Origin of the sequence: Vibrio sp. B183 (assembly GCF_000740665.1) — a bacterium.
GTDB lineage: Bacteria > Pseudomonadota > Gammaproteobacteria > Enterobacterales > Vibrionaceae > Vibrio > Vibrio coralliilyticus.
Genome location: NZ_JPQB01000026.1, coordinates 1 through 25,137 on the forward strand (window position 1 = coordinate 1; position 25,137 = coordinate 25,137).

Here is a 25,137-nt window from a genome sequence, read left to right on the forward strand (position 1 = left end):
AGAGTAGGACATCGCCAGGCTTCAAATATCGTTACTCGTAATACGTGTAACAACATCATCAGTGCACCAATCTGACGATGACAATTTGTGGAGAGATGGCTGAGTGGTTGAAAGCACCGGTCTTGAAAACCGGCATACGTTAATAGCGTATCTAGGGTTCAAATCCCTATCTCTCCGCCACTATTAAGAAAGCCCGTTGCTAACGCAACGGGCTTTTTGTATTTCTGGCATTAGAAAACTATTACCTGACAAATACTACTTCTACAAAGAACGGTTCTGACAGCCCAAAAGCTGAACTCATTACCTCTATATCTAGTTTCTGAAGATATAAAAAAGCCGACACATAATGTCGGCCAAATAAAAAGCGAATAAAAAGATTAAGCGCGTTTGGCGACTTTATCCTTAAGTTCTTGCTTCTCTGCATCTGAGATGAATGCCAGCTCTAAGCCGTTGATCTGTGTTTGACGAATTTCATCTTGTGATAGGCCCGCTTGCGGCGCAGCCACTTCGTATTCGTATGGCAGCTCAATACCTTCCACTGCTGGGTCATCGGTGTTTAGACAAGCTAGTACACCGTGATCAAGGAATTGTTTGATCGGGTGGTTGGCTAGTGATTCTACTGTACTGGTTTGGAAGTTAGAGGTTAGACAAGACTCAATACCAATGCGGTTTTCTGCAAGGTAATCCATCAGTTTAGGATCGTGAATAGCTTTGACACCATGACCAATACGAGTAGCACCTAGCTCTTGAATTGCTTGCCACATGCTTTCGGCACCAGCCGCTTCACCTGCATGAACCGTTACATTCAGACCAGCATCTTTGACTTGAGTGAAATGTTTAACAAAGCGATCACCTGGTTGGCCGAGTTCGTCACCGGCCAGATCAACGGCTACGATTTTGTCTTTTTGTGTCAGGATGGCATCCAGTTCTTGCTGACATGCATCTGTACCGAATGTACGACTCATAATGCCAATTAGGTTAGCTTTGATACCAAAATCACGAACACCAGCCTCTACGCCATCGACAACCGCTTCAACCACACCTTCTACAGGCAGTTTGTGTTTCATCGCCATGTAGTAAGGTGAGAAGCGCAGCTCAGCGTAATCAATTTGCGCATTCAGTGCATCTTCAACGTTTTCGTAAGCAACGCGACGACAAGCGTCCAGATCACCAAGAACAGACACTCCCCAATCTAACTTAGACAGGAACGCGACAAGAGATGGCTCTGCCTCAACGATTTGTACATGCGGTGTCAATGACTCCACATCGTAAGCTGGCAGGGCAACACCAAACTTCTGGCCAAGTTCTAAAATGGTTTTGGTGCGGATGTTTCCGTCAAGATGACGGTGCAAATCTGTAAGTGGTATGTTCTTGGTTATCATTATAGTAATTCCGATTGTCTGAATTGAGCTAAGTATAAGAATCAATACCAGAAGTGTCAGTAGCAAATGCTCGCAAAACCGGCCAAGAGTGGTGTTATTTACTTCATGTTAACCAGATCTGTTGGCCACTCTTCGAACGGAACTGGACGACTAAATAAGAATCCCTGTCCCTGAGGGCAATTGAGAGACGTCAGCATTTGTGCCTGCTCTGATGTCTCTATGCCTTCAGCGACCAAGTCGACTTTCATACCACGAGTCATGTTGATGATGGCGGCGACAATGGATGTGTCGAGATTCTCTTTTTCCATTTTCTGCACGAACGTACGATCGATTTTCAGGCAGTCAAAAGGCAGCTTATGCAGATATGCTAAGGAGCTGTAGCCAGTACCAAAATCGTCAATGGCGATATGAATACCCAGATCTCGGATAGCCTGCATATTTTTAACGATGACAGGATCATTATCGACAATCCTCGACTCGGTAATTTCTAAAGTCAGGTTGCCAGCGTTTAGACCTGATGAAGAAAGTACTGAGCGCAGTGAACTGATGAGATCTGGCTGAGAAAGCTGATTAACTGACAGATTGACATGCAGATGGAAGCGCTCGTCCCACTTGCCTTCTTTCATGCCTTTCACCGTGTCATTGCAGGCCTGAGTGAGTATTTGCTCACCGATGGAGCCAATTAGCCCGCTTTCTTCAGCGATAGGGATAAAGTCGAGTGGTGAGATGAGACCCGATGAGGGGGATAGCCAACGCGCGAGAGCCTCGGCACCGATGACTGCTCCGGTGTTAAGATCAACAATCGGTTGGTAGAAAGGAACAAACTCTTGATGCTCCAAAGCATCTTTGATTTTGGCCTGCATTAACGTGCGTTTACGTGAAACATCGGCCATTTCAGGTTTGTAGTAGCTGACTTGAGTCAGTTCCTGCTTCGCATTACTCAGCGCGATGCTGCCGTTGCGAAGCCAAAGCGTCATATTATCGTGCTCACTTTCGGTAACCACACCAATTGACACATTTACCACCACACTCTCTTGCTCCATGACAAAAGGTGATGCAAACATTTGCTGGATTCGATGGATCGCCAGGGTAACTTGCTCATCACTTGGTAGTTGAGAAAAATAAAACGCAAACTCGTCACCAGCAATTCTTGCGAGGTACCAATCATCGTCAAACAAGGTTCGTAGGCGCTCGGCGATGATCACCAGCAACTGATCACCTTTATAGTGGCCAAGACTATCGTTGATATCACGGAATTTGTTGATCCCGATCAGCAGCAGGCAACCATTCATCTTCGGCAATGCATCGCAGGTCTCAATCAGCCCTTCTCGGCTGTAAAGCTTGGTCAATGAATCGTAGAGTAATTGTGAACGCAAGGCGCGGAATGAGGCTTTGAGGTTATTGGCCATCTCGTTAAAGGCGAAGACCAGCATGCTGGTTTCGTAGATGTAGCCCGGTTTAGGCATAGTGCTGTCCCAGTCACCTTTTGCCAAATGTTTTGCAGCCGCAGCCGTTGAAGTGATGGGTGCAACGACTCGATTAAACGCCACTAAACCAATCAAGATGCCGATAAAACTGGCAATGACCCCGATGATCCAACTATCACGCTGGCTTTCAGGTAATTGGCCGAGTAAGTCGGATTCAGAAATGGCTACTCCTATATACCATTTAAGGCCGAATTGATCGGTGTAAGGTGTGATGTGATTGAAGTATCTTGCACCATTGATATCGATACTAAAGCGATTGGTTTCCTGCGAGGCGTGATAGCCTTGGTCAAAGGCGTATTGGGCACTGGATTGTACTATCGGATTGGAGCTCTCGGTCGCCAATAAGCGCTGGCCTTTGTCGCTGAGGGGCGTTCCCCACGAGACCACACTTCCACCAGTAGAGTGTGCAACCAGCCTTTGCTTCGCATCAAACAGGTAAATGGCCGCGTTGGTTTTTTCCTGTTGATGCTTTAAGAACGTATTAAAGGTGTCGATTTTGACGTCGGTGACGACTACTCCCTGAAACGCTTGTTGTTGGTAAACGGGCGTTAACGCTGACAAGGTGATTTCCTGACGTTCATCAGCATTGGCATAAATGGATGACCACATCGGCGCTTGGCTTTCGGCGACCGGAGCGTACCAAGGTCGAATCCTAGGGTCATAACCCTCAAAAACAGAGCGAACATCCTTGCTCATCACCTGACCGCGATAGATAACCAATTTTTGTGCTGTGCGGTCGTCTTGAATCATTAAGGTATAACCCTGATTCGACTCTTTGCGAAAGCCGACATACTCTGCGCCCTCGCCACCAAAGCCGATCACGTCTAATTGCGGTATGGAGCGATACAAATCTTGGAAGCTGGCTAGGAGAAACTGTTCTATCTTACTGGTGTCGCCTTTCTCGTAGAGCCGATTAAAGCCGATGTTATGGCTGAGAGACAGGCTGGCTTCGAATGGTTTGCTGAGAAAGTCATTAAGTTCAAGAGTGACGTTATCTGTGAGCGCCGTGAGTTGTTTGTCGCTGATATCGAGAACCATCTCTTCGTAGCTGCGCTTTTGCACAGCGACAATGACCCCTATTGTAAAGATAAAGATCATGACAAAAGGGAGAACGACTGCGGTTCTTAATGTGATTTGCGTAGTTGCCGACATGCTGTCCTTAAATACCTGAAACTAAAATCCGTGTTGGCGGGTTTGAGTCTGCAAGCAAACAGCCATAGTGCACTGGTGCTGACCCATAAAGCCCTAAAATGCTTATCAATTGTACAATGCGACAGGCTTTATGGAATAAATTAATGAGCTAGATGTTAATAAAGCTCTTTTAGTTTTCTGGTTAAGGTGTTTCTGCCCCAACCAAGCACTTTGGCTGCATCTTGCTTATGGCCGTTAGTATGCTCTAAGGCCGCTTCCAAAAGTATACGTTCAAATTCAGGAAGTGCGTAGGTCAGCAATTCGGTATCTCCTTGAGAGAGGGACTGCCTTGCCCAGCTAGAAAGCTGCTGCTGCCAACTGACATTGGTATCAAAGCTGGTGCTGGATTTTTCCTCTAGCAGTTCAGCGGGTAGATCGGCGGGGAGAATTTCGCTGCCACTGGCCATGACGGTTAGCCAGCGACAGATGTTCTCTAGCTGTCTGACATTACCTGGCCAGCTAAGTTTATTCAGCGCTTCAATCGCCGAAGGATGCAGGGTTTTGACATCCACACCAAGTTCTTCTGCGGCTAAGGAAAGAAAGTGCAGAGTGAGTTTTTCGATATCCTGCTTACGTTCCCGAAGGGCTGGAATTTGTACTCGGATGACATTAAGACGATGGAATAAATCTTCACGAAAGTCGCCTTGATGAACCAGCTTTTCCAGATTCTGGTGCGTCGCGGCGACAATTCGCACATCCACTTTGATTGGAGAGTGCCCCCCGACTCGATAGAACTGACCATCAGCTAGGACACGTAGCAGTCGAGTCTGAATGTCGAGTGGCATGTCACCAATTTCATCCAGAAACAAAGTCCCCCCGTTAGCTTGCTCAAAACGGCCTTGTCGAACGCTATTGGCACCGGTAAACGCCCCTTTTTCATGCCCAAACAATTCAGACTCAATCAGGTCTTTGGGAATTGCTGCCATGTTAAGCGCAATAAATGGTTTACTGGCCCTCGGGCTGTGGCGGTGCAGAGCGTGAGCGACCAGCTCTTTACCTGTACCAGATTCACCATTTATCAATACTGAAATTGAAGAGCGAGACAGGCGGCCGATAGCGCGAAACACCTCTTGCATTGCGGGTGCTTCACCAATAATTTCTGGCGCATTGTAGTCGTTGGGGTCTGAATTCGCTTGGTCGCGTTTTTGCTCCTGACTGTGGGTGATGGCACGTTCAACTAACGTTAGCGTTTCATCCACATCAAATGGCTTAGGTAGGTATTCGAAAGCCCCTTTTTGATAGGCATTGACCGCGGCATCCAGATCAGAGTGCGCCGTCATGATGATCACAGGTAAGTCTGGTGAGCGTTCGTTAACTTGTTTGAGGAGCTCTATACCATCAATGCCCGGCATACGAATGTCGGAGACCAGTACATCTGGTGTTTCGCGTTCCAGTGCCAGCAAAACGCTTTCTGCATCAGAAAATGTATCGCACTTAATATTGGCTGATGAAAGGGTTTTCTCCATGACCCAGCGGATAGAGCTGTCATCATCTACTACCCATACGTATCCTTTACTCATAACAAACTTATCCTTTCAGCAATGCCACTAACGTAAAATTTAAATTGGCAGATATATGGTGAATGTGGTTCTGCCTGGCCAGCTTTCGACATCAATTTTGCCCTGATGCTGGTCTATCAGGTTCTGAGCAATGGATAAGCCCAGCCCTGTACCGCCTTCTCTTCCGCTGACCATGGGATAGAAAAGGGTGTCTTGTAACTCTGCAGGGATGCCCGGCCCGTTGTCGATGATCTCCACCCGCGCCGCTAATTTGCAGCGCTGACCGTGAATATTGGTTTGATGCACCGTTCTGGTGCGAATGATGATATTGCCATTGTTCTGCTTTTGCAGAATTTGCCCAGCATTACTGACAATATTCAAAAGCGCTTGCTCAATCTGATCCGAATCCATTAAAAACTCAGGCAAGCTCGGGTCGTAATCGCGCTCAATCGTCACGGATTGAGCAACTTCGAGCTCAACTAACTGGCGTACCTTCTCCAGAATCAGATGAAGGTTTTCCTGTTGTTTCTTGCCAGGCTTTTGTGGGCCAAGCAGGCGATCGACTAAGGAGCGTAATCGGTCCGCCTGTTCGATGATGATTTGGGTGTATTCCGTCAGAGATTGGTCGGGCAGCATGCGTTCAAGTAATTGAGCCGCGCCGCGCAGCCCGCCCAGCGGGTTTTTTATCTCATGAGCGAGCCCGCGTACCAGCAGCTTGGCGGCTTGCTGTTGAGCGTGTTGGTTGAGCTCTTGTGATAAACGACGTTGCTGACCAATTTTGCGCATTTCGACTAGCAGCATGAGTTCTTTCTGCCAGGAGATTGGGCTGACGGTGACTTCAAGCATTAAGGGTTTTCCATCGACCACAAAAGTCACGTCGCTATCGGTGATGCTCTGGCCACTTTGTAGCGGTTGAGACAACAAGGCTAAGTCCATGGAAGCGTGTTGAATGAGCTTGGATAATGGCTGGTCAACGATGCGTTTAGCGCTTTGTGAAAACAGCTGTTCTGCGGCTGGGTTGGCATAACGAACCTGAAGCGATTCGTTCATGATCAGCACGGAGGTGACCTGATGATTGAGTATTATGTTATCGAGTTCGCTGCTCACTGTCGTCCCTCATCCTTGACCTTAAAATGTGCAATGCACCAATTTGGTGCGGTTACATTCCAAGTATGGCGCAATAACTCATGCAGAAGAAGAGAAAAGTCCATATATCACAGGCTTTTCAGTATCCTTGTCGTTAATTGCACCGTTATGAACTGTAACAATGCAATAAGCTTGCCGTGCATAAGATATTGAATAGAAAAGATTTGAAGTGAATTTTATTGATATATAAGACATAAAAAAGGCTCACCAAAAAGGTGAGCCTCGAAGGAAGGGTTAATCGATCGGGCGATTACACTGAGTAGTAAAGTTCGAACTCAAGTGGGTGAGTCGTCATGTTTACTTGCTCAACGTCCTGAGACTTAAGGCCGATGTAAGAATCGATGAAGTCGTCAGAGAACACGCCACCAGCTGTTAAAAACTCACGGTCTGCATCTAGTGAATCTAGTGCATCTTTCAGTGAGTAAGCAACCGTTGGGATTTCAGCTGCTTCTTCTGCTGGTAGGTCATACAAGTCTTTGTCCATCGCTTCACCTGGGTGAATCTTGTTCTTAATGCCGTCAAGGCCAGCCATTAGCATTGCTGCGAAACATAGATATGGGTTAGCAGATGGATCACCGAAGCGAACTTCGATACGACGTGCTTTCGGGCTTGGTACCACAGGGATACGAATAGAAGCACTACGGTTACGAGCAGAGTAAGCCAGCATTACAGGCGCTTCGAAGCCAGGAACTAGACGCTTGTATGAGTTAGTCGCTGCGTTCGCGAATGCGTTGATTGCGCGAGCGTGCTTGATGATACCACCGATGTAGTAAAGGGCTGTTTCAGATAGGCCGCCGTACTTGTCACCCGCGAATAAGTTAACGCCATCTTTAGCTAGAGATTGGTGAACGTGCATACCAGAGCCGTTGTCACCAACTAGTGGTTTAGGCATGAAGGTCGCTGTCTTACCAAATGCGTGAGCAACGTTATGAACCACGTATTTGTAGATTTGGATTTCGTCTGCTTTTGAAGTCAGTGTGTTGAAACGAGTCGCGATTTCGTTCTGACCTGCAGTCGCTACTTCGTGGTGGTGTGCTTCTACAACCAGCCCCATTTCTTCCATGATTAGACACATAGCAGAACGGATGTCTTGAGATGAATCGACAGGAGCCACTGGGAAGTAACCACCTTTCACGCCTGGACGGTGGCCTTTGTTGCCTTCTTCGTAATCAGAACCTGTGTTCCATGCAGCTTCTACGTCGTCGATCTTAAAGAAAGAGCCTGACATATCAGTCGCGAACTTCACGTCGTCGAATAGGAAGAACTCTGGCTCAGGACCGATAAGCACGGTATCTGCAACACCTGTAGAGCGCATGTAGTCTTCAGCACGCTTGGCGATAGAGCGAGGGTCGCGGTCGTAGCCTTGCATGGTTGCAGGTTCAAGGATGTCACAACGGATGTTCAGTGTCGCATCTTCTGTGAATGGGTCAAGTACAGCGGATGACGCGTCTGGCATCATAACCATGTCTGACTCGTTGATGCCTTTCCAGCCAGCAACTGAAGAACCATCGAACATCTTACCTTCTTCGAAGAAGTCTGCATCGATCTGGTGAGCAGGAATTGAGATGTGCTGCTCTTTACCTTTTGTATCGGTAAAGCGTAGGTCAACAAACTTAACTTCGTTTTCTTGGATCAGCGATAGAACGTTTTCAACTGACATCTTGGATAACCTCCAGTGTTATTAAAGCGGTGTTAGCTCGATTGATGAACAAATCCAGCATTGATTAATTTCATTTCAATCGTATTAATCGATGCTGATATCAATAAAGCCAAAACCATGCCAAAAAAATTATTCCATTAATTTCAATAAATTAGTGGTTTAGGTATCAGTTTGGTGCACCAACTTGCACCAAAATGATCTTTAATTGCACTTTATTGGTGCAAATATCTTGAAGTGCACCAATATGAAACAAAAGCGTATTCCATTCAGCCGCCATTCGCTACCTATGTCAATGCACAATTTTGCATATTCAGAGCGATATTGTGTTCGATCAAAGCATATTCTTCAGAAAACCAACGTATCAGATCACATATTTCTGGGTTTTTCGCTAAAATCTGGTACATTATGGCCGTTTTTTTAATCAAGTAAGCTCGCTTCATTCATCGACCATGTTTGAAGCGAGCTTCTACTATCGAGTGAATCAAATCCATGGCTACTCCACAGATTGATAAATTGAGAAATATCGCGATCATCGCGCACGTTGACCACGGTAAAACAACACTGGTTGATAAACTGCTACAGCAATCAGGCACTTTAGAGTCTCGCGGTGAAGCTGAAGAGCGAGTCATGGACTCGAACGACATCGAAAAAGAGCGTGGCATTACCATCCTTGCTAAAAACACAGCAATTAACTGGAATGACTACCGCATCAACATCGTAGATACTCCAGGACACGCGGACTTCGGTGGTGAAGTTGAGCGTATCATGTCAATGGTAGACTCAGTGCTACTGATTGTTGACGCTGTTGATGGCCCTATGCCTCAGACTCGCTTCGTAACACAGAAAGCATTTGCTCACGGTCTTAAGCCAATTGTTGTTATCAACAAGATTGACCGTCCTGGCGCTCGTCCTGACTGGGTTATGGATCAGGTATTCGACCTATTCGATAACCTAGGTGCAACTGATGAACAGCTAGACTTCAAAGTGGTTTACGCATCAGCGCTTAACGGTTGGGCTTCTCTAGAAGAAGGCGAAACCGGCGAAGATATGGAACCGCTATTCGAAACCATCGTTGAAGAAGTGACAGCACCGCAAGTTGACCTAGACGGTCCACTACAGATGCAAGTTTCTCAGCTAGATTACAGCTCTTACGTTGGTGTTATCGGTGTTGCTCGTGTCACTCGTGGTAGCGTTAAACCTAACCAACAGGTTACTGTTATCGGTGCGGACGGTAAGACTCGTAACGGTAAAGTCGGCACTGTAATGGGCTACCTAGGCCTTGAACGTCACGAAGTTGACCAAGCGAACGCAGGTGACATCGTTGCAATCACGGGTCTTGGTGAGCTAAAAATCTCCGATACTATCTGTGCACAAAACCAAGTTGAAGCGTTGCCAGCACTTTCTGTTGATGAGCCAACGGTAACCATGACGTTCCAAGTAAACACGTCTCCGTTTGCTGGTAAAGAAGGTAAATTCGTAACGTCACGTAACATCCTTGAGCGTCTAGAAAAAGAGCTAGTACACAACGTAGCACTGCGCGTTGAGCAACTAGATGATCCAGACAAATTCCGCGTATCAGGCCGTGGTGAACTTCACCTATCTATTCTGATCGAAAACATGCGTCGTGAAGGCTTCGAGCTAGCGGTATCTCGTCCTGAAGTTATCATCAAAGAAGAAGATGGTCAGCTAATGGAACCGTACGAAACGGTAACTATCGACGTGATGGAAGAGCACCAAGGCGGCATCATGGAGAACATCGGCCTACGTAAAGGTGAGCTGACTGATATGTCTCCAGATGGTAAAGGCCGTGTACGTATGGACTTCATCATGCCATCTCGTGGTCTGATTGGTTTCCAAACTGAATTCATGACGCTAACGTCGGGTTCTGGTCTTCTTTACCACACATTCGATCACTACGGTCCGCACAAAGGTGGCGAGATCGGTCAACGTATCAACGGCGTACTGATTTCTAACGGTATGGGTAAAGCGCTAACCAACGCACTATTCAACCTTCAAGAGCGTGGCCGTATGTTCATCGGTCACGGTGTTGAAGTATACGAAGGCATGGTTGTTGGTATCCACAGCCGTGACAACGACCTAACAGTAAACGTACTGAAAGGTAAGCAGCTAACCAACGTTCGTGCATCAGGTACTGATGACGCACAGGTTCTTACTCCGCCAATCATCATGACGCTTGAGCAAGCACTTGAGTTCATCGATGACGACGAGCTAGTAGAAGTAACGCCTGAAAGTATCCGTATCCGTAAAAAGTTCCTAACGGAAAGCGATCGTAAGCGTGAAGCACGTAACGCTAAGTAATTCTACTTAATCGTTATTTAAGCTTTAAAGCCCTGAGTTGATATCAACTCAGGGCTTTTTGTTGTTACGCAGTCGTAAAAGAATGCGTGGCCTTTGTTCATCAGGTAACAGCTATAGTCGCTGAGGCCACAAACGAAAGCCGCCTCACTTGGAGGCGGCCTTAAAGCACTACTTTTGATTGAGCTTTTGCAGGAACTTATCTGATTCTGCTATCGCGGCATTCATATCCTTGATTGCGTACTGGATATCTTGTTCTAAGTTTGCAAACTCGCCTTGCAGTGAACCAATCGCACTCGCATTGAGGTTGTGCTTCAAGTAAAGCGTATTGTCGCGCAATGTATTGAGTACAGGTGTCATCTTATCTTCTGCACGCTTCATCGCGCTTAACATAGTGTTGTATGAGCGCTGAGTCTCTTTGAGTTTCTGTTCACTTGCCCGTTTGAGCTTAGTGCTGGTGTAAAGATCTAACTCGCTTTGCCATTCGGCGAAGAGTGCGTCCGACACATCTTCAATTGCTGCAATTCGGTCACTGACTTCTTGTGCTGCTTTTTCACTGTCTTGGTATTTATCGTTAATCTGGTTGTAGACGGTTTCCAGTTCGCCACCATCAAACTGAGTGAGTGCTGAGAGCGCTTCCAGTGCACTGGTGAACTCTTGTTGCGCATCTTGCTGAGACTGTTTGGCATCTTCGACACGATCTACCATGATGTCGCGTTTGTGATAGCCTACTTGTTCCATCGCTGAGTAATAAGCAGATTGGCAGCCAGTGAGAGTAAAAATGGAGAGCATCAGCGCCAGTAAGTACGGCATGATTGTGTCCTTTCCTTTAAAATGATGATGTTAGGATGGCGGAGTTGATGAGGAGTTACAAGTTGAATATCGAGCAACTGAGCAAGCAAAGTCTGAACTTTGGGCGATATCTGCTCACCAGAATGGGGCATGACAGAGTGAACGTCAATGCGGGCTATCTGGCATACATTACCTTGCTGTCGATAGTACCAATGTTAACCGTGCTGTTATCTGTACTGTCTTCGTTTTCTGTATTCGCTAATGCTGGGGACGTGATCCAAGATTTTGTCATTACCCATTTTGTCCCTGCAGCAGGAGATGCAGTGAAGCAGGCACTACTCGAATTTGTCGCCAACACTGGCAAGATGACCGCCGTGGGTGGTTTGTTCTTATTTGTCGCTGCCTTAATGTTGATCTCCAACATCGACAAGAACCTCAATTACATCTGGCGAGTGGAGCACAAACGTCGTGCCGTGTTCTCATTTTCCATGTACTGGATGGTGCTGACGCTAGGCCCGATCTTGGTTGGAGCGAGTATTGCCGCGACTTCTTATGTGACGTCATTAAAAATTATCGACAGCGAAGCCATTTCAGGGGCTTACGACTTTCTGTTGCGCTGGCTGCCTTTTTTGCTGTCTTTCTTTGCGTTTATGGGCTTGTACATCTTAGTACCGAATAAGAAGGTCTATGTTTCTCATGCGGTAGTCGGAGCTATTGTTGCGGCACTGTTGTTTGAGGCAAGTAAAAAAGGTTTCGCGGCGTACATTACTCAATTTCCTTCCTACCAGTTAATTTATGGCGCGCTGGCCGCGATTCCGATTCTGTTTGTCTGGGTTTACTTGTGCTGGCTGATTGTTTTGATTGGCGCCGAGGTCACGGCGGCATTAGGTGAGCGAGAGCAGTGGAGTGATGACCAAGAAATGGTACACTCGGCGGAAACGATTAAACAGCAGCAAGAAGGAAAAAGCAGTGATAGCGCTGATCCAAAGAGTAAGTGAAGCCGCAGTGCGCGTTGATGGTGAAGTAGTTGGTGAAATCGACCAAGGTCTACTTGTTCTACTTGGCGTAGAAAAGGACGATGATGAAGCTAAAGCGAAGCGATTGATGGAGCGTGTGACCACTTACCGAGTATTTGGTGACGATGAAGGCAAGATGAATCTCAACGTGAAACAGGTCGAAGGTAAAGTGCTGGTGGTTTCCCAATTTACCTTGCCTGCAGATACCAATAAAGGCACCCGTGCCGGTTTCTCACGTGGAGCGCATCCAGCGGATGCTGAGCGTTTATACGATTACTTTGCTGACCAGTGCTCGCAAGTGCTGCCGACAGAGCGAGGGCGCTTCGCCGCTGATATGAAAGTATCACTGGTTAATGACGGCCCAGTAACCTTCTGGTTACAGGTATAATTATAAAGATAGGCTAGAGGGGAAACGCCAAGTGCGTTTCCATGGAAAAGGAATTTTATGTTTAAGCTGATCACGCCAAAAACAGATAACCAACTCAATAAGTATTACCACTTTCGCTGGCAAATGCTGCGCGAACCTTGGCGCATGCCGTTAGGCTCTGAGCGTGATGAATACGATCCGATGAGCCACCACCGCATGATTGTCGATGGTCGTGGTCGACCTATGGCTATCGGCCGCCTCTACATTACTCCGGACAGCGAAGCGCAAATTCGTTATATGGCGGTGAAAGGCAATCGTCGTAGCAAAGGTATGGGCTCGCTGGTGCTGGTGGCTCTGGAGTCGCTTGCCCGACAGGAAGGGGCTAAGCGTCTGGTGTGTAATGCGCGTGAGGATGCCATTTCTTTCTACGAAAAGAACGGTTTTGAGCGTCGCGGTGAATTAACTGATGAGCGCGGCCCTGTGCGTCACCAGCAGATGGTCAAAAAGCTCGACCCGATGGCTAATGTGCTACGTAAGCCTGAGTGGTGTACTGAGCTGCAAGAGCGCTGGGAGCATCAAATCCCTATCAGCGATAAGATGGGCATTAAGATCAATCAGTACACGGGTTATCAGTTCGAGTGTTGTTCTCAGCTCAACCCTAATCTCAATCCACACAACACTATGTTCGCAGGTTCAGCCTTTACCCTTGCGACCCTGACAGGGTGGGGGATGACGTGGTTGTTGATGAAAGAACGTGGTTTGAGTGGTGATATCGTTTTGGCTGACAGCCAGATTCGCTACCGTCATCCGGTGACACAGAATCCAGTGGCTTCAACCTCGTTAGATGGGATCAGTGGAGACTTAGACCGCCTGGCTTCCGGTCGAAAGGCACGTATTGTTATTCATGTCACGATTCACAGTGGCGATACGGAAGCTGTGGAGTTTGTCGGTACTTATATGCTGCTACCGAATTACAAGTCGATGCTGGATTTGCCTGCTTCATCATCTTCTGAAGAGTAATTTGCTTCGTTGGCGGGTACGATTGGTTCAATCGGCTCGCCACACACATCTTGAATCACATTGGTCAGATTGAATATATCGGACCATAATCTCTGGCAGTTATGCTCGCTGGTAAAAATTAATGTGCCAAACTCAGGTTTGGTCATATCTAATGTCCCTGCCAGTTGCGCTTTCTCCCTTTTCGATGCAATCTCAATCCGGCCACGATCGGCTTGGAGTGTGATTCTATCTAAGGGCCAGAGCTGCAGATAGCTTTGATCGCCATCGACACTTTTTGCTTCCAGCGCACCGTCATGCAGGTAGCCATTGAGCGTACCGCTCAGGCTATGCGCCAGCATTGAATAATCACCAGATAAACCACTCATTTCCAGTTCGACTTCAGCTAGCCCGGCGAGCTTAAACGGCAATTGGGCCTGCAGTAGCGGTTGATTGACTTGAAAACCATCGGCATGCAGTGACAGTTGCCATGGGGCACTGACAGATTGACGCTGCCATTGTCCGCTTGCTTCGATATAGCCTTGATCTAGCGGAATAAAAGCGCGCTCTAAGGTAATGTTACCCTGCTTGGCCGTCGCTTTTAGTACGGCTTGGGTGGTCAGCAGCTGTTCAATACTGGCATTGTTGGCACTGATTTCTAGGCTGCCATCGTAAAGCCCGACTTGATCATCATGAATCAAAGTCAGCTCCTGCCCCTCGATATTGAGGCCAGATAACTGCCAGTAGGGAGGACGTTCGACTTGAATAAGTTGGGCATTTTCGATGTCGAGTTCAGCAATCTTAAGCGAGTGCAGAGGCTGTGACATTTGTGCCAAAGTACTGATGAGTTGATCGGTTTGCTCCAGCCATTTTACCCCAGTGATCTTTAAGCGGTTAAGCGCAACGTCTTCTGGTGTCAGTATTCCGCTTAGCTGGACACGGCCTTGCTTGAAATCAGTATCAAACTCATCCACTGAGATGTGATTTGAAGTGAAGCCCAGCTTGGCTGTTAGTGCGATAAACCTTAGCTGGTCGAAATCCACACTCTCAGCATCAAACGAGATATAGCCTTGTTCTTGTTGCCACAGAGGGCGATCGAGCGTGAGATTTTCCAAAGACGCATCGAGATGATTGAATTGCCACCCAGCGTAATGGAGGTTGCTGCTGAGGAGGTCGAGACTATTAATATGATAAATCGGTAGGTCGAGCGATTTGAGTCTTGAGAGTAATTTCTCAGCCGAGCTATTTTGCGGTAAATCGAGTTTATTGACGGTGACGTTGATCAACGACCATCCTTGGCCAAATTGCTCCGCTTGACCGGAAATTTCCGCGCCATACCAGCTGAATGACGCGCCATAGATGGTGCTGTCTTGTGCCTGATATTGTGCATCGATCAGCAAGTTATCTAATGCTTCCCCTTTGACATACAGCTGCTTGGCTGACAGTTGAATGTCACCATAGGGCAGGTTTTGCTCTTGGTTGAGCCATTGAGGCTTTTTCACCTGTAGATTGACGTCTCTGGCTGACCAACCCGGCGCAGTAATGTCGACATGCTGCAGCGCCAGTTGCTGCAAGTGAATGGCATGCAGCAAAGGTGAATTCAGTTCGTTGATGTCTAGATTGGCGCCTTCAATTAAGATAGAGTCAAACGAGGCTTGGTTGTTTTGCCACAGTGTTGGACTTAACCAGACGGTCAGCTTGGGGATGAGTATAGCTTTTGGCTCGGCGTCAATTTCAACATCTTCTAATGTCAGTTGGAAGGGAGGGGAATATGACGCTTGCTGAGCCGTGATGGTATAAGGGGTCAGATTTTGTAGCATCACGTTGACCACTTGGCTCGCATAGCTGGTGTTGAGCAGAACGAACAGGGCCAGTAGCGGTAAGCTGATCAGGCTGACAATTGCAATGGTGGTCAGCAGCAGTGCTTTCTTCAAAATCTCGACCTTCCCTAGGAGTAGATGTAGCTAGCTTGGAACATTTTTGCTTTTCAGGCAACAAAAAGCCCCTCGAAAGAGGGGCTTAGCTAAGCAATTGGTGACGATATCACTAATCTAGCTGAGGGCCTGCCGCAACCAGAGATTTACCTTCATCGTTATCTGTGTACTTGTCGAAGTTGTTGATGAAGCGCTGAGCCAGATCTTTGGCTTTGCTTTCCCACTGCAGTGGGTCAGTGTAGGTATCGCGTGGATCTAAGATCGCTGGGTCAACGTCATGCAGTGCAGTCGGCACTTCCAAGTTAAAGATTGGAATGTGCTTAGTCTCTGCTTTTTCAATCGAACCATCTAGGATCGCATCAATGATGCCGCGAGTATCTTGAATAGAGATACGTTTGCCACTGCCGTTCCAACCTGTGTTAACTAGGTACGCTTCTGCACCCGCTGCTTCCATACGTTTCACTAGTACTTCTGCGTACTTGGTTGGGTGTAGCGTCAGGAACGCCGCGCCGAAACAAGCAGAGAAGGTTGGTGTTGGCTCTGTAATGCCACGCTCAGTACCAGCAAGTTTCGCGGTAAAGCCAGACAGGAAGTGGTACTTGGTTTGCTCTGGAGTCAGCTTAGATACAGGAGGCAGCACACCGAATGCATCCGCAGACAAGAAGATTACCTTGTTGGCATGACCTGCTTTTGATACTGGCTTAACGATGTTCTCAATGTGTTCAATTGGGTAAGAAACACGAGTGTTTTCTGTTTTTGAACCATCGTCGAAGTCAATCGAGCCATCGCTGAGTACCGTTACGTTTTCAAGCAGCGCATCACGACGAATCGCATTGTAGATGTCTGGTTCTGCTTCTTTTGAAAGCTTGATGGTTTTCGCGTAACAGCCGCCTTCAAAGTTGAAGATGCCATCGTCGTCCCAACCGTGTTCATCATCGCCGATTAACTCACGTTTAGGGTCGGTGGATAGTGTAGTTTTACCTGTGCCAGATAGGCCGAAGAAGACCGCAACATCGCCGTTTTCTTTACACTTGTTAGCACTACAGTGCATAGAAGCAATGTCTTTTAGAGGAAGGAAGTAGTTCATCATAGCGAACATACCCTTCTTCATTTCACCGCCGTACCAAGTACCGCCGATCAACTGCATGCGTTCAGTCAGGTTGAAGACAGTAAAGTTTTCAGAGTTTAGGCCGTGCTCTTTCCATTTCTGGTTGGTGCACTTAGCACCATTCATCACGACGAAGTCTGGTTCGAACGTAGCTAGTTCTTCTTCGCTAGGGCGAATGAACATGTTCTTAACGAAGTGCGCTTGCCACGCGACTTCAGTAATAACGCGGATGCTTAGACGTGTGTCTGGGTTGGCACCGCAGTAACCATCAATCACGAATACACGTTTACCTGATAGCTGGTCAGTGACCTGATCTTTAAGGTCATTCCAGATCTCTTGAGTGATGGGCTTGTTGTCGTTTTTAACCGCATCAGAAGTCCACCACATGTGTTCTTCTGTAGTTGCATCTTTAACGATGTACTTATCTTTTGGTGAGCGTCCAGTAAAGATACCAGTATCCACGGCAACCGCACCCAGCTCAGTAACTACACCCTTTTCGTAGCCTTCTAGATCAGCGCGTGTTTCTTCTTCGAACAACATTTCGTAACTTGGGTTGCGGACAACCTCTTTTACGTTGTGAAGCCCGTGTTTGGTAAGATCAATTGTTGCAGCCTTTGCATGTTCCATAACGGTCATAGGTGCTCCTTGTAGGAATATTTTGTAGGGATTTTGTAATAATGTTTTGATTGTTATCTGCTCACCATGCTAGCAACGGGTCTGAGTGAAAACAGGGATATAGCTCAAAAATTATCCATGATTTCTATGGGGTTTTAAGCGACTCATCACATATTGGCTGGGATAGTGTATCCCGCGCGCAAAGGATTGCGCTAGATCAAAAAGGATTATTAATTGATTAAAATTAAGCGGTTGCTTTATTACGTGAAAGGCTAATGTTTACGGGGCTTTGATCACAAAAAGGCCAGCGATGTGCTGGCCTTTTGACTGGTAAATTACGTGCTTCTTAAATTATGAAAATTAATGCAGCGTTTTGTTGCCTGAATCGGTCTGGTCGAACAACTCAGATACTTGAGCTTCGTCGAACGTATAGTTCGTGCCGCAGTAATCACAATGTAAAGAAATTGAGCCGACTTCCGCCAAAATGTCATTTACTTCCGCACGATCGATGGTCACGATGGCGGCGCCACTGCGCTCGCGTGAACAGCCACAGTGGAATTCGACCGGTTGTGGGTCAAACAGGCGAACTTTCTCTTGGTTGTATAGACGATAAAGTAGGTCGTTGGCTTCAAGCGTAAATAGCTCTTGGTTTTTGACCGTATCTGTCAGTTGCTCTAGGTGCTCGAAATCTTCAGGTGTGCCTGTACCATCTGGCATCACCTGAATCAGCATACCCGCAGCACGCTGCTGGCCTTCGTGTTCTCCGAGGCGCAACCAGATACGCGTCTTCAGCTGCTCTGAGTTTGCGAAGTAGCTTTCAAGAATGTCCGATAAGTTGTCGCCATCTAAACCAACAATACCTTGGTAACGTTCGCCCTTTTTAGGATCGATAGTGATCACTAAGTGACCTTTACCCAGCATGTCATGAATGCTGGCATCATCGGCGATATCCCCTTCCCAGCGTGCGACACCTCGTACTTTCTGGTCATGGTCGCCATTAATGACGGCCAGAGATACCGGGCCGTCACCTTGCAATTGCATTGTGATAGAGCCTTCGAACTTTAAAGTCGCGGTCAGCAGGGTTGTCGATACCAGTAGCTCACCCAACAGCTTCTGTAGTGGTGCTGGGTATTCCTTGCTAGAAATGATGCGTTGGTAGGCTTCATCCAATTGTACCAACTCGCCACGTACAGACAGGTCTTCAAAAAGGTAGCGGTTTAAAACATTGTTTGCCATGTAAGCATTTCCTCGTACGTATGGTACTACTGATACCAGCCAGATGGTGGCTGATATTATTGATGTTTAAATTTGATGATGTCGCGACGCTGCTTTTTATCAGGGCGACGATCTGGACTTGGGCTATGCGCATGAAGTTTGCGACGGGCGGCATTTTCTTCGCGCTTAGCAAGACTGTCCCCAGTTTCGGTATAGAGGGTTTGTGCTTCGGGAGCGCCACGTCGTTGATCCGAAATCTTTTCGATAACCACGGTTTTCTCCTCATGCCCCTGACGAAGAGTAATGATTGCGCCAAGCTCAACCGCCTTACTCGGCTTGCTGCGTTGGCCATTATAGTGAACTTTACCGCCGTCGACCATATTTCGAGCAATGGAACGAGTTTTGTAAAAACGTGCTGCCCATAGCCATTTATCGAGTCGAACTGCTTCAGTTTGGGAACCCATTGTGGATACTAGCCTCTAACTGGTGGTGAATCTTGTGCCAAATTATTGGTGTAACAATGGTGATGAAGCGCGCATTTTTCAAGGTACATGGTAAAATTCCACCGCTTTACATGTTAATCAGGCCGTTACCTATTTAGCCTGTTTCATATTTTGGTAGAATGATTGGTTCAAATAAAAACTCTAATTATAGAGTACTTTGCTTGGTAAATAGTACTTTGCATGGCTTCGTCAGCTGGTGATCAAAAGGATTGTGAGTGAACATACGTGGTGTAATTCAACTGGATAGTTTCCTGAAAAATCAGGACCGCTTGAGCTCAATGGCAACGGTAGTGTTGCTAGGCATGAGCGCATGGGTATCTGGTGCATTGATCTGGAAGCCGATGGAGTCGCAATCGGTAACCCCTTGGCAGCCAACGTCAGTGGCAGGTAGTGCCAGCAAGGATTCGGGTTTAAATATCGCTGAGCTGCAAAACAGTAACTTGTTTGGTCGCTATCAAGCGCAGGCGCCGGTTGAGAAAAAGCCTGTAGTAACGGAAGCGCCTAAAAGTCGCTTGAACGTCATCTTGGTCGGTGTTGTAACTAGCACTGAAGCGAATAAAAACCTTGCGGTGGTGGCCAGTCGAGGTCAGCAGGCGACTTATGGTATCGGTGAAACCTTGGAAGGTACCAGGGCGACTGTAGTTCAAGTCTTGTATGATCGTATTATTGTCGATAACTCCGGCCGTAATGAAACTGTCATGCTAGAAGGGCTTAAATACACCAAGAATCTACAGCAACAGCCTAAAACCAAATCGATTAAGGCAGACGTGTCCGCCGATAAGCTGGATGAAATACGCTCTGTCATTCGCAAAGACGCGAAACAAATTTTCCAATACGTTCGTATGTCTCAGATAAAAAGAGATGGCGAAGTTATTGGTTATCGCTTAACCCCTGGAAAAGAGAAAGAACTATTCGAATCAGTTGGCTTACAGTCAGGGGATATAGCAACACAAATCAATGGCCAGGATCTGAGTAACCCCGCGACGATGGGGGAGATCTTCAAAAATATGTCTCAACTTACCGAGCTGAACTTAACGGTAGAACGAGATGGCCAACCTTATGAAATTTATATTGAATTATAAGAATGATGCAGATGCGTGAATCATTCCGAGGAGTAGAGAGTGAACCATTGGCTTAAAAAAAGCGCTTGGCTTTTAGCAGGAAGCTTGTTGACGTCACCTGCCGCTGTATTCGCTAACGAATACAGTGCGAGCTTTAAAGGCACAGATATTCAAGAGTTCATCAACATTGTTGGTCGGAATCTGGAAAAAACCATCATTGTTGACCCATCCGTACGTGGCAAGATTGACGTACGCAGCTACGACATGCTGTCGGAAGAACAATATTACAGCTTCTTTTTAAACGTTCTGGAAGTCTATGGCTACGCTGTGGTGGAAATGGACAACGGTGTTATCAAGGTCATCAAATCTAAAGATGCGAAAACCTCCGCGATTCCCGTGGTTGGCGATGGCTCAATCCAAGGCGACGAAGTCGTAACACGTGTTGTTGCGGTTCGTAATGTCTCGGTGCGTGAGCTTTCACCTCTGCTTCGTCAGCTAAACGACAATGCGGGTGCAGGTAACGTTGTGCACTATGACCCAGCTAATATCATTCTTATTACAGGTCGTGCTGCGGTAGTAAACCGATTGGCAGACATCATTAAACGTGTCGACCAAGCGGGTGACAAAGAAATCGAAGTAGTTGAGTTGGATAATGCTTCTGCTGCTGAGATGGTTCGTATTGTTGAAGCTCTGAATAAGACGACTGATGCGAAAAGCACACCTGCTTTCTTACAGCCAAAACTGGTTGCAGATGATCGCACTAACTCTATTCTCATTTCCGGTGATCCTCAGGTACGTCAGCGCCTGCGTAAGCTGATTAAGCAGCTTGATATTGAGATGGCTACCAAAGGCAATAACCGCGTGGTGTATCTAAAGTACGCCAAAGCGGAAGACTTGGTGGATGTGCTGAAAGGTGTCTCTGACAATCTTCAGGCAGAAAAATCATCGGGCTCTAAACAGTCGTCCAGTGCCAAACGTGGCGAGGTGATGATCTCAGCTCACCCAGGTACCAATGCATTGGTTCTGACTGCGCCGCCAGATATTATGAATGCGCTGCAGGATGTAATTTCTCAACTGGATATTCGCCGTGCACAGGTGCTGATTGAAGCCCTGATTGTCGAAATGACAGAAGGTGACGGTATTAACTTGGGTGTCCAGTGGGGCTCGCTCGAAACTGGTGCAGTGATCCAGTACGGTAATGCCGGAACCAGAGTCGGTGACGTGATGGTTGGTCTGGAAGAGGCAAAGGATACTATTGAGAGCAAGCCTATTAGAGATAGTAATACTGGTGAGATCAAATACTACGAGCAAACTACGACGAAAGGTGATTATTCAACCTTAGCTTCTGCGTTAAAGGGGGTCAATGGTGCGGCACTTAGTGTCGTAATGGGCGACTGGACAGCACTGATCAGCGCAGTATCAAGCGACACCAACTCTAACATTCTGTCTTCTCCGAGCATTACTGTCATGGACAACGGTGAAGCATCTTTCATTGTCGGTGAAGAAGTGCCAGTTATCACTGGGTCTGCGGCAGGGTCAAACAACGACAACCCATTCCAGACCGTTGATCGTAAAGAAGTTGGTATCAAGCTTAAAGTCGTTCCGCAAATCAACGAAGGTAACTCGGTACAGCTTACCATTGAGCAAGAGGTGTCTAACGTTCTGCCTGCGACCAGTAACGCAGCGGTGGATGTCAGCTTTGCTAAACGCCAGCTCAATACGTCAGTTATGGTAGAAGATGGCCAGATGATTGTACTAGGTGGTTTGATTGACGAACGCGCACAAGAAAGTGAATCTAAAGTCCCACTACTGGGTGATATTCCTTACTTAGGCCGTCTGTTTAAATCGACCAGCTCTCAGCTACAAAAATCCAATCTAATGGTATTCATCAAGCCAACCATCATTCGCGATGGTGTAACTGCTGATGGTATTACTCAGCGTAAATACAACTTTATTCGTGCTGAGCAGCTTTACAAGGCTGACCAAGGTCTGAGATTGATGGAAGACGTGCAAACGCCTGTACTGCCTAAATTCGGTGAAGATATTAGTCACCCTGCTGAGATTCAGGCTTTCCTAGACCAAATGGAAACTAAGTGATGGATGAGTTAGTCACATTCCGTCGTTTGCCATTTAGCTTTGCCAATCGCTTCCAACTGGTACTTGAGCCTTCAGAGCAAGGTCTCACGCTGTATTATGTTGCGCCGTTGGCATTTGAAGCCCTGATCGAAGTAAAACGTGTGGTAGGCGAACATTTTGAGCTGCGCGAAGTGCCCAAAGATGAGTTCGATTCCAAATTGACGGAAGCGTATCAGCGCGACTCGTCGGAGGCGCGTCAGTTAATGGAAGATTTGGGTGCAGACAGTGATGACTTCTTCTCGTTGGCTGAGGATTTGCCGCAAGATGAGGACCTGCTTGAGTCAGATGACGATGCGCCTATCATCAAGTTGATCAACGCTATGCTCGGTGAAGCGATTAAGGAGGGGGCATCGGATATCCACATCGAGACCTTCGAAAAAGCGCTTTCAATCCGTTTCCGCATTGATGGCGTATTGCGTGATGTGTTGTCGCCGAGTCGTAAGCTAGCACCGTTATTGGTCTCTCGCGTTAAGGTTATGGCTAAGCTGGATATCGCTGAGAAGCGTGTGCCTCAAGATGGCCGTATTTCTCTGCGTATTGGTGGTCGAGCGGTTGATGTGCGTGTTTCCACCATGCCTTCGTCGCACGGAGAGCGCGTGGTGATGCGTCTTCTGGATAAGAATGCCACTCGACTTGATCTGCATAGCTTAGGCATGACGCCAGCCAACCATGAAAACTTCCGCAGCATGATAGAGCGCCCGCACGGCATCATCTTGGTTACCGGCCCAACGGGCTCGGGTAAATCGACCACTTTGTATGCTGGCCTCCAGGAACTCAACAGCAACGAACGCAATATTCTTACCGTTGAAGACCCGATTGAATTTGATATCGATGGGATCGGTCAGACGCAGGTTAACCCTAAAGTAGACATGACCTTCGCTCGTGGCTTGCGTGCAATTTTGCGTCAGGACCCTGACGTTGTGATGGTCGGTGAGATCCGTGACTTGGAAACGGCGCAGATCGCAGTTCAGGCTTCTTTGACAGGTCACTTAGTGATGTCGACCCTGCACACCAATACGGCAGTGGGTGCGATTACCCGTCTGCGGGATATGGGCATTGAGCCGTTCCTGATCTCCTCCTCACTATTAGGGGTGTTGGCGCAGCGCTTAGTTCGTACGCTTTGCCCAGATTGTAAAGTGCCTTACGAAGCAGACAAAGAAACCAAAAAGCTGTTTGATCTGAAGAAGAAAGAAGAGCTGATCCTCTATCGAGCTAATGGCTGTGAACACTGTAATCACAAAGGTTATCGTGGCCGTACGGGTATTCATGAGCTGCTGGTGGTCAACGAGCAGGTGCAGGAGAAAATTCACAGCGAAGCGGGTGAACAAGCGATTGAAAAAGCCATTCGTGAGCATACGCCAAGTATTCGTGATGATGGCCTGAGTAAAGTTCGTCAAGGTATCACTTCTCTTGAAGAAGTCATGCGGGTGACTAAGGAAGGCTAATGGCAGCGTTTGAATATAAAGCCCTCAATAAAAAAGGCAAAACCCAGAAAGGGGTGATTGAAGGCGATAACGCACGTCAGGCCCGAGCCCGGCTCAAAGAGCAGGGGTTAATGCCGGTTGAGGTAAGTGAAACACGCCAGAAAGCTAAGAAGCAGACCGAGCAAGCTGGGTTGACTTTTAAGCGTGGTATCAGTACGCCTGACTTGGCTTTGATTACTCGCCAGTTAGCGACACTGGTTCAATCGGGAATGCCACTAGAAGAATGTCTCAAGGCAGTGTCAGAGCAGTCTGAAAAGCCACGCATTCGAACCATGCTGCTCGCCGTGCGTTCAAAAGTCACCGAAGGCTACACGCTGGCTGACAGTTTGGCTGACTTCCCGCATATCTTTGATGATTTGTTCCGCTCTATGGTGTCGGCAGGTGAAAAGTCTGGTCACCTAGATGCGGTTTTGGAACGTCTGGCGGACTATGCAGAAAATCGCCAAAAAATGCGCTCTAAGCTGCAGCAGGCAATGATCTACCCTGTGGTGCTGGTGGTGTTTGCCGTCGGTATTGTAGCGTTTTTGCTCGCGGCAGTAGTGCCCAAGATTGTTGGCCAGTTTGTTCAGATGGGACAAGAACTGCCTCAATCGACTCAGTTCCTTCTTGCTTCCAGTGATTTTATTCAAAACTGGGGCATTCAAATTTTAGTCGCTATGACCGTGCTGGTGTATCTGTTTAAGTTTGCTCTCAGTAAACCTAACCTGCGCCTGAGTTGGGACCGCAAAATTGTTCATATGCCGATGATTGGCAAAATCTCTCGTGGCCTGAACACCTCTCGCTTTGCGCGTACGCTATCCATCTGTACTTCCAGTGCAATTCCAATATTGGAAGGCATGAAAGTGGCGGTGGACGTGATGTCGAATCATTACGTTAAGCAGCAGGTCCTCAGCGCGACTGATAACGTCCGTGAAGGGGCAAGCCTGCGTAAGTCACTTGAGCAGACCAAGCTTTTCCCACCAATGATGCTGCACATGATCGCCAGTGGTGAACAGAGTGGTGAGCTGGAAAGTATGCTGACTCGTGCGGCCGATAATCAGGATGCCAACTTTGAATCAACGGTCAATATCGCCTTAGGTATCTTCACCCCGGCATTGATTGCACTGATGGCAGGATTAGTACTGTTTATCGTAATGGCGACCCTGATGCCAATTTTAGAAATGAACAACTTAATGAGTGGATAGTCATACTGAGAGCAGTTTAACCTCTCGCTATGAATTTTTATTTGG

General features: G+C 47.3%; 18 protein-coding genes and 1 tRNA gene. 9 read left to right on the forward strand and 10 right to left on the reverse strand.

Annotated elements, in window-relative coordinates; all coding sequences use genetic code 11:
* The first annotated feature begins 89 nt into the window (after positions 1-89).
* Positions 90-180 (forward strand) — tRNA-Ser (locus IX95_RS21980).
* 197 nt (positions 181-377) lie between these two features.
* On the opposite strand, the gene add is transcribed toward IX95_RS21980, so the two are convergent.
* The 5 genes from add to glnA all read right to left on the reverse strand — a co-directional run bounded on the left by add (position 378) and on the right by glnA (position 8,365).
* Positions 378-1,382: an adenosine deaminase gene (gene add, locus IX95_RS21985; protein WP_038164070.1), complete on the reverse strand. Its 1,005-nt coding sequence runs from the start codon at positions 1,380-1,382 to the stop codon at positions 378-380.
* 98 nt (positions 1,383-1,480) lie between these two features.
* On the reverse strand, positions 1,481-4,021 hold the full coding sequence (locus IX95_RS21990) for a bifunctional diguanylate cyclase/phosphodiesterase (RefSeq protein WP_038164072.1): 2,541 nt from the start codon (positions 4,019-4,021) through the stop codon (positions 1,481-1,483).
* 155 nt (positions 4,022-4,176) lie between these two features.
* Positions 4,177-5,580 carry a nitrogen regulation protein NR(I) gene (gene glnG / locus IX95_RS21995; protein ID WP_006957234.1) on the reverse strand — a complete coding sequence of 468 codons (1,404 nt, stop codon included), beginning with the start codon at positions 5,578-5,580 and terminating at the stop codon, positions 4,177-4,179.
* A 39-nt stretch (positions 5,581-5,619) separates the two neighbouring features.
* Positions 5,620-6,666, reverse strand: coding sequence for a nitrogen regulation protein NR(II) (gene glnL, locus IX95_RS22000; protein WP_019276616.1), 1,047 nt, complete (start codon positions 6,664-6,666; stop codon positions 5,620-5,622).
* 289 nt (positions 6,667-6,955) lie between these two features.
* Positions 6,956-8,365, reverse strand: a complete 1,410-nt coding sequence (gene glnA / locus IX95_RS22005) for a glutamate--ammonia ligase (RefSeq protein ID WP_006957232.1) — start codon at positions 8,363-8,365, stop codon at positions 6,956-6,958.
* Between the two features lie 489 nt (positions 8,366-8,854).
* On the opposite strand from glnA, the gene typA reads away from it, so the two are divergent.
* Positions 8,855-10,684 (forward strand): translational GTPase TypA, encoded by a 1,830-nt coding sequence (gene typA, locus IX95_RS22010; RefSeq protein ID WP_006957230.1) that lies wholly within the window; start codon positions 8,855-8,857, stop codon positions 10,682-10,684.
* A 168-nt stretch (positions 10,685-10,852) separates the two neighbouring features.
* Here the strand turns inward: typA and IX95_RS22015 are convergent, their stop codons facing one another.
* Positions 10,853-11,494 (reverse strand): DUF2959 domain-containing protein, encoded by a 642-nt coding sequence (locus IX95_RS22015; protein WP_019276613.1) that lies wholly within the window; start codon positions 11,492-11,494, stop codon positions 10,853-10,855.
* Positions 11,495-11,529: 35 nt separating this feature from the next.
* On the opposite strand from IX95_RS22015, the gene IX95_RS22020 reads away from it, so the two are divergent.
* From IX95_RS22020 to IX95_RS22030, 3 genes are read left to right on the forward strand one after another with little or no spacing between them, the layout of a single operon-like run.
* Positions 11,530-12,471: a virulence factor BrkB family protein gene (locus tag IX95_RS22020; protein ID WP_019276612.1), complete on the forward strand. Its 942-nt coding sequence runs from the start codon at positions 11,530-11,532 to the stop codon at positions 12,469-12,471.
* A complete protein-coding gene (gene dtd / locus IX95_RS22025; RefSeq protein ID WP_006957227.1) occupies positions 12,443-12,877 on the forward strand; it encodes a D-aminoacyl-tRNA deacylase in 435 nt (144 codons plus the stop codon). The genes IX95_RS22020 and dtd overlap by 29 nt, the downstream gene beginning before the upstream one ends.
* Before the next feature lie 57 nt (positions 12,878-12,934).
* On the forward strand, positions 12,935-13,876 hold the full coding sequence (locus IX95_RS22030) for a bifunctional GNAT family N-acetyltransferase/hotdog fold thioesterase (protein ID WP_006957226.1): 942 nt from the start codon (positions 12,935-12,937) through the stop codon (positions 13,874-13,876).
* Here IX95_RS22030 and IX95_RS22035 read toward each other — a convergent pair.
* The 4 genes from IX95_RS22035 to hslR form a co-directional block, all read right to left on the reverse strand.
* Entirely contained in the window at positions 13,828-15,786 is a 1,959-nt protein-coding gene (locus tag IX95_RS22035; RefSeq protein ID WP_038164073.1) for an AsmA family protein, read from the reverse strand. The genes IX95_RS22030 and IX95_RS22035 overlap by 49 nt on opposite strands.
* A 112-nt stretch (positions 15,787-15,898) precedes the next feature.
* Complete coding sequence (gene pckA / locus IX95_RS22040; protein ID WP_006957224.1) at positions 15,899-17,530, reverse strand: phosphoenolpyruvate carboxykinase (ATP); 1,632 nt, start codon at positions 17,528-17,530, stop codon at positions 15,899-15,901.
* A gap of 339 nt (positions 17,531-17,869) precedes the next feature.
* Positions 17,870-18,745 carry an Hsp33 family molecular chaperone HslO gene (hslO, locus tag IX95_RS22045; RefSeq protein WP_038164074.1) on the reverse strand — a complete coding sequence of 292 codons (876 nt, stop codon included), beginning with the start codon at positions 18,743-18,745 and terminating at the stop codon, positions 17,870-17,872.
* A 56-nt stretch (positions 18,746-18,801) separates the two neighbouring features.
* Entirely contained in the window at positions 18,802-19,188 is a 387-nt protein-coding gene (hslR, locus tag IX95_RS22050) for a ribosome-associated heat shock protein Hsp15 (RefSeq protein ID WP_006957222.1), read from the reverse strand.
* Between the two features lie 254 nt (positions 19,189-19,442).
* On the opposite strand from hslR, the gene gspC reads away from it, so the two are divergent.
* The 4 genes from gspC to gspF are packed head-to-tail and all read left to right on the forward strand — an operon-like array spanning position 19,443 to position 25,092.
* A complete protein-coding gene (gene gspC / locus IX95_RS22055) occupies positions 19,443-20,309 on the forward strand; it encodes a type II secretion system protein GspC (protein ID WP_019276607.1) in 867 nt (288 codons plus the stop codon).
* A gap of 39 nt (positions 20,310-20,348) precedes the next feature.
* Positions 20,349-22,385, forward strand: a complete 2,037-nt coding sequence (gspD, locus tag IX95_RS22060; protein ID WP_038164077.1) for a type II secretion system secretin GspD — start codon at positions 20,349-20,351, stop codon at positions 22,383-22,385.
* Complete coding sequence (gene gspE / locus IX95_RS22065; protein ID WP_038164079.1) at positions 22,385-23,869, forward strand: type II secretion system ATPase GspE; 1,485 nt, start codon at positions 22,385-22,387, stop codon at positions 23,867-23,869. Before gspD ends, gspE begins: the two co-directional genes overlap by 1 nt.
* Positions 23,869-25,092 carry a type II secretion system inner membrane protein GspF gene (gene gspF / locus IX95_RS22070; protein ID WP_038164081.1) on the forward strand — a complete coding sequence of 408 codons (1,224 nt, stop codon included), beginning with the start codon at positions 23,869-23,871 and terminating at the stop codon, positions 25,090-25,092. The genes gspE and gspF overlap by 1 nt, the downstream gene beginning before the upstream one ends.
* The last annotated feature ends 45 nt before the right edge of the window (positions 25,093-25,137 follow it).

Excerpts from the sequence above, each read along its gene's own strand:
- add (WP_038164070.1), bottom strand. The coding sequence starts at position 1,382 with ATGATAACCAAGAACATACCACTTACAGATTTGCACCGTCATCTTGAC.
- IX95_RS21990 (WP_038164072.1), bottom strand. The coding sequence starts at position 4,021 with ATGTCGGCAACTACGCAAATCACATTAAGAACCGCAGTCGTTCTCCCT.
- glnG (WP_006957234.1), bottom strand. The coding sequence starts at position 5,580 with ATGAGTAAAGGATACGTATGGGTAGTAGATGATGACAGCTCTATCCGC.
- glnA (WP_006957232.1), bottom strand. The coding sequence starts at position 8,365 with ATGTCAGTTGAAAACGTTCTATCGCTGATCCAAGAAAACGAAGTTAAG.
- typA (WP_006957230.1), top strand. The coding sequence starts at position 8,855 with ATGGCTACTCCACAGATTGATAAATTGAGAAATATCGCGATCATCGCG.
- IX95_RS22015 (WP_019276613.1), bottom strand. The coding sequence starts at position 11,494 with ATGCCGTACTTACTGGCGCTGATGCTCTCCATTTTTACTCTCACTGGC.
- IX95_RS22020 (WP_019276612.1), top strand. The coding sequence starts at position 11,530 with ATGGCGGAGTTGATGAGGAGTTACAAGTTGAATATCGAGCAACTGAGC.
- IX95_RS22030 (WP_006957226.1), top strand. The coding sequence starts at position 12,935 with ATGTTTAAGCTGATCACGCCAAAAACAGATAACCAACTCAATAAGTAT.
- pckA (WP_006957224.1), bottom strand. The coding sequence starts at position 17,530 with ATGACCGTTATGGAACATGCAAAGGCTGCAACAATTGATCTTACCAAA.
- hslO (WP_038164074.1), bottom strand. The coding sequence starts at position 18,745 with ATGGCAAACAATGTTTTAAACCGCTACCTTTTTGAAGACCTGTCTGTA.
- hslR (WP_006957222.1), bottom strand. The coding sequence starts at position 19,188 with ATGGGTTCCCAAACTGAAGCAGTTCGACTCGATAAATGGCTATGGGCA.
- gspE (WP_038164079.1), top strand. The coding sequence starts at position 22,385 with ATGGATGAGTTAGTCACATTCCGTCGTTTGCCATTTAGCTTTGCCAAT.
- gspF (WP_038164081.1), top strand. The coding sequence starts at position 23,869 with ATGGCAGCGTTTGAATATAAAGCCCTCAATAAAAAAGGCAAAACCCAG.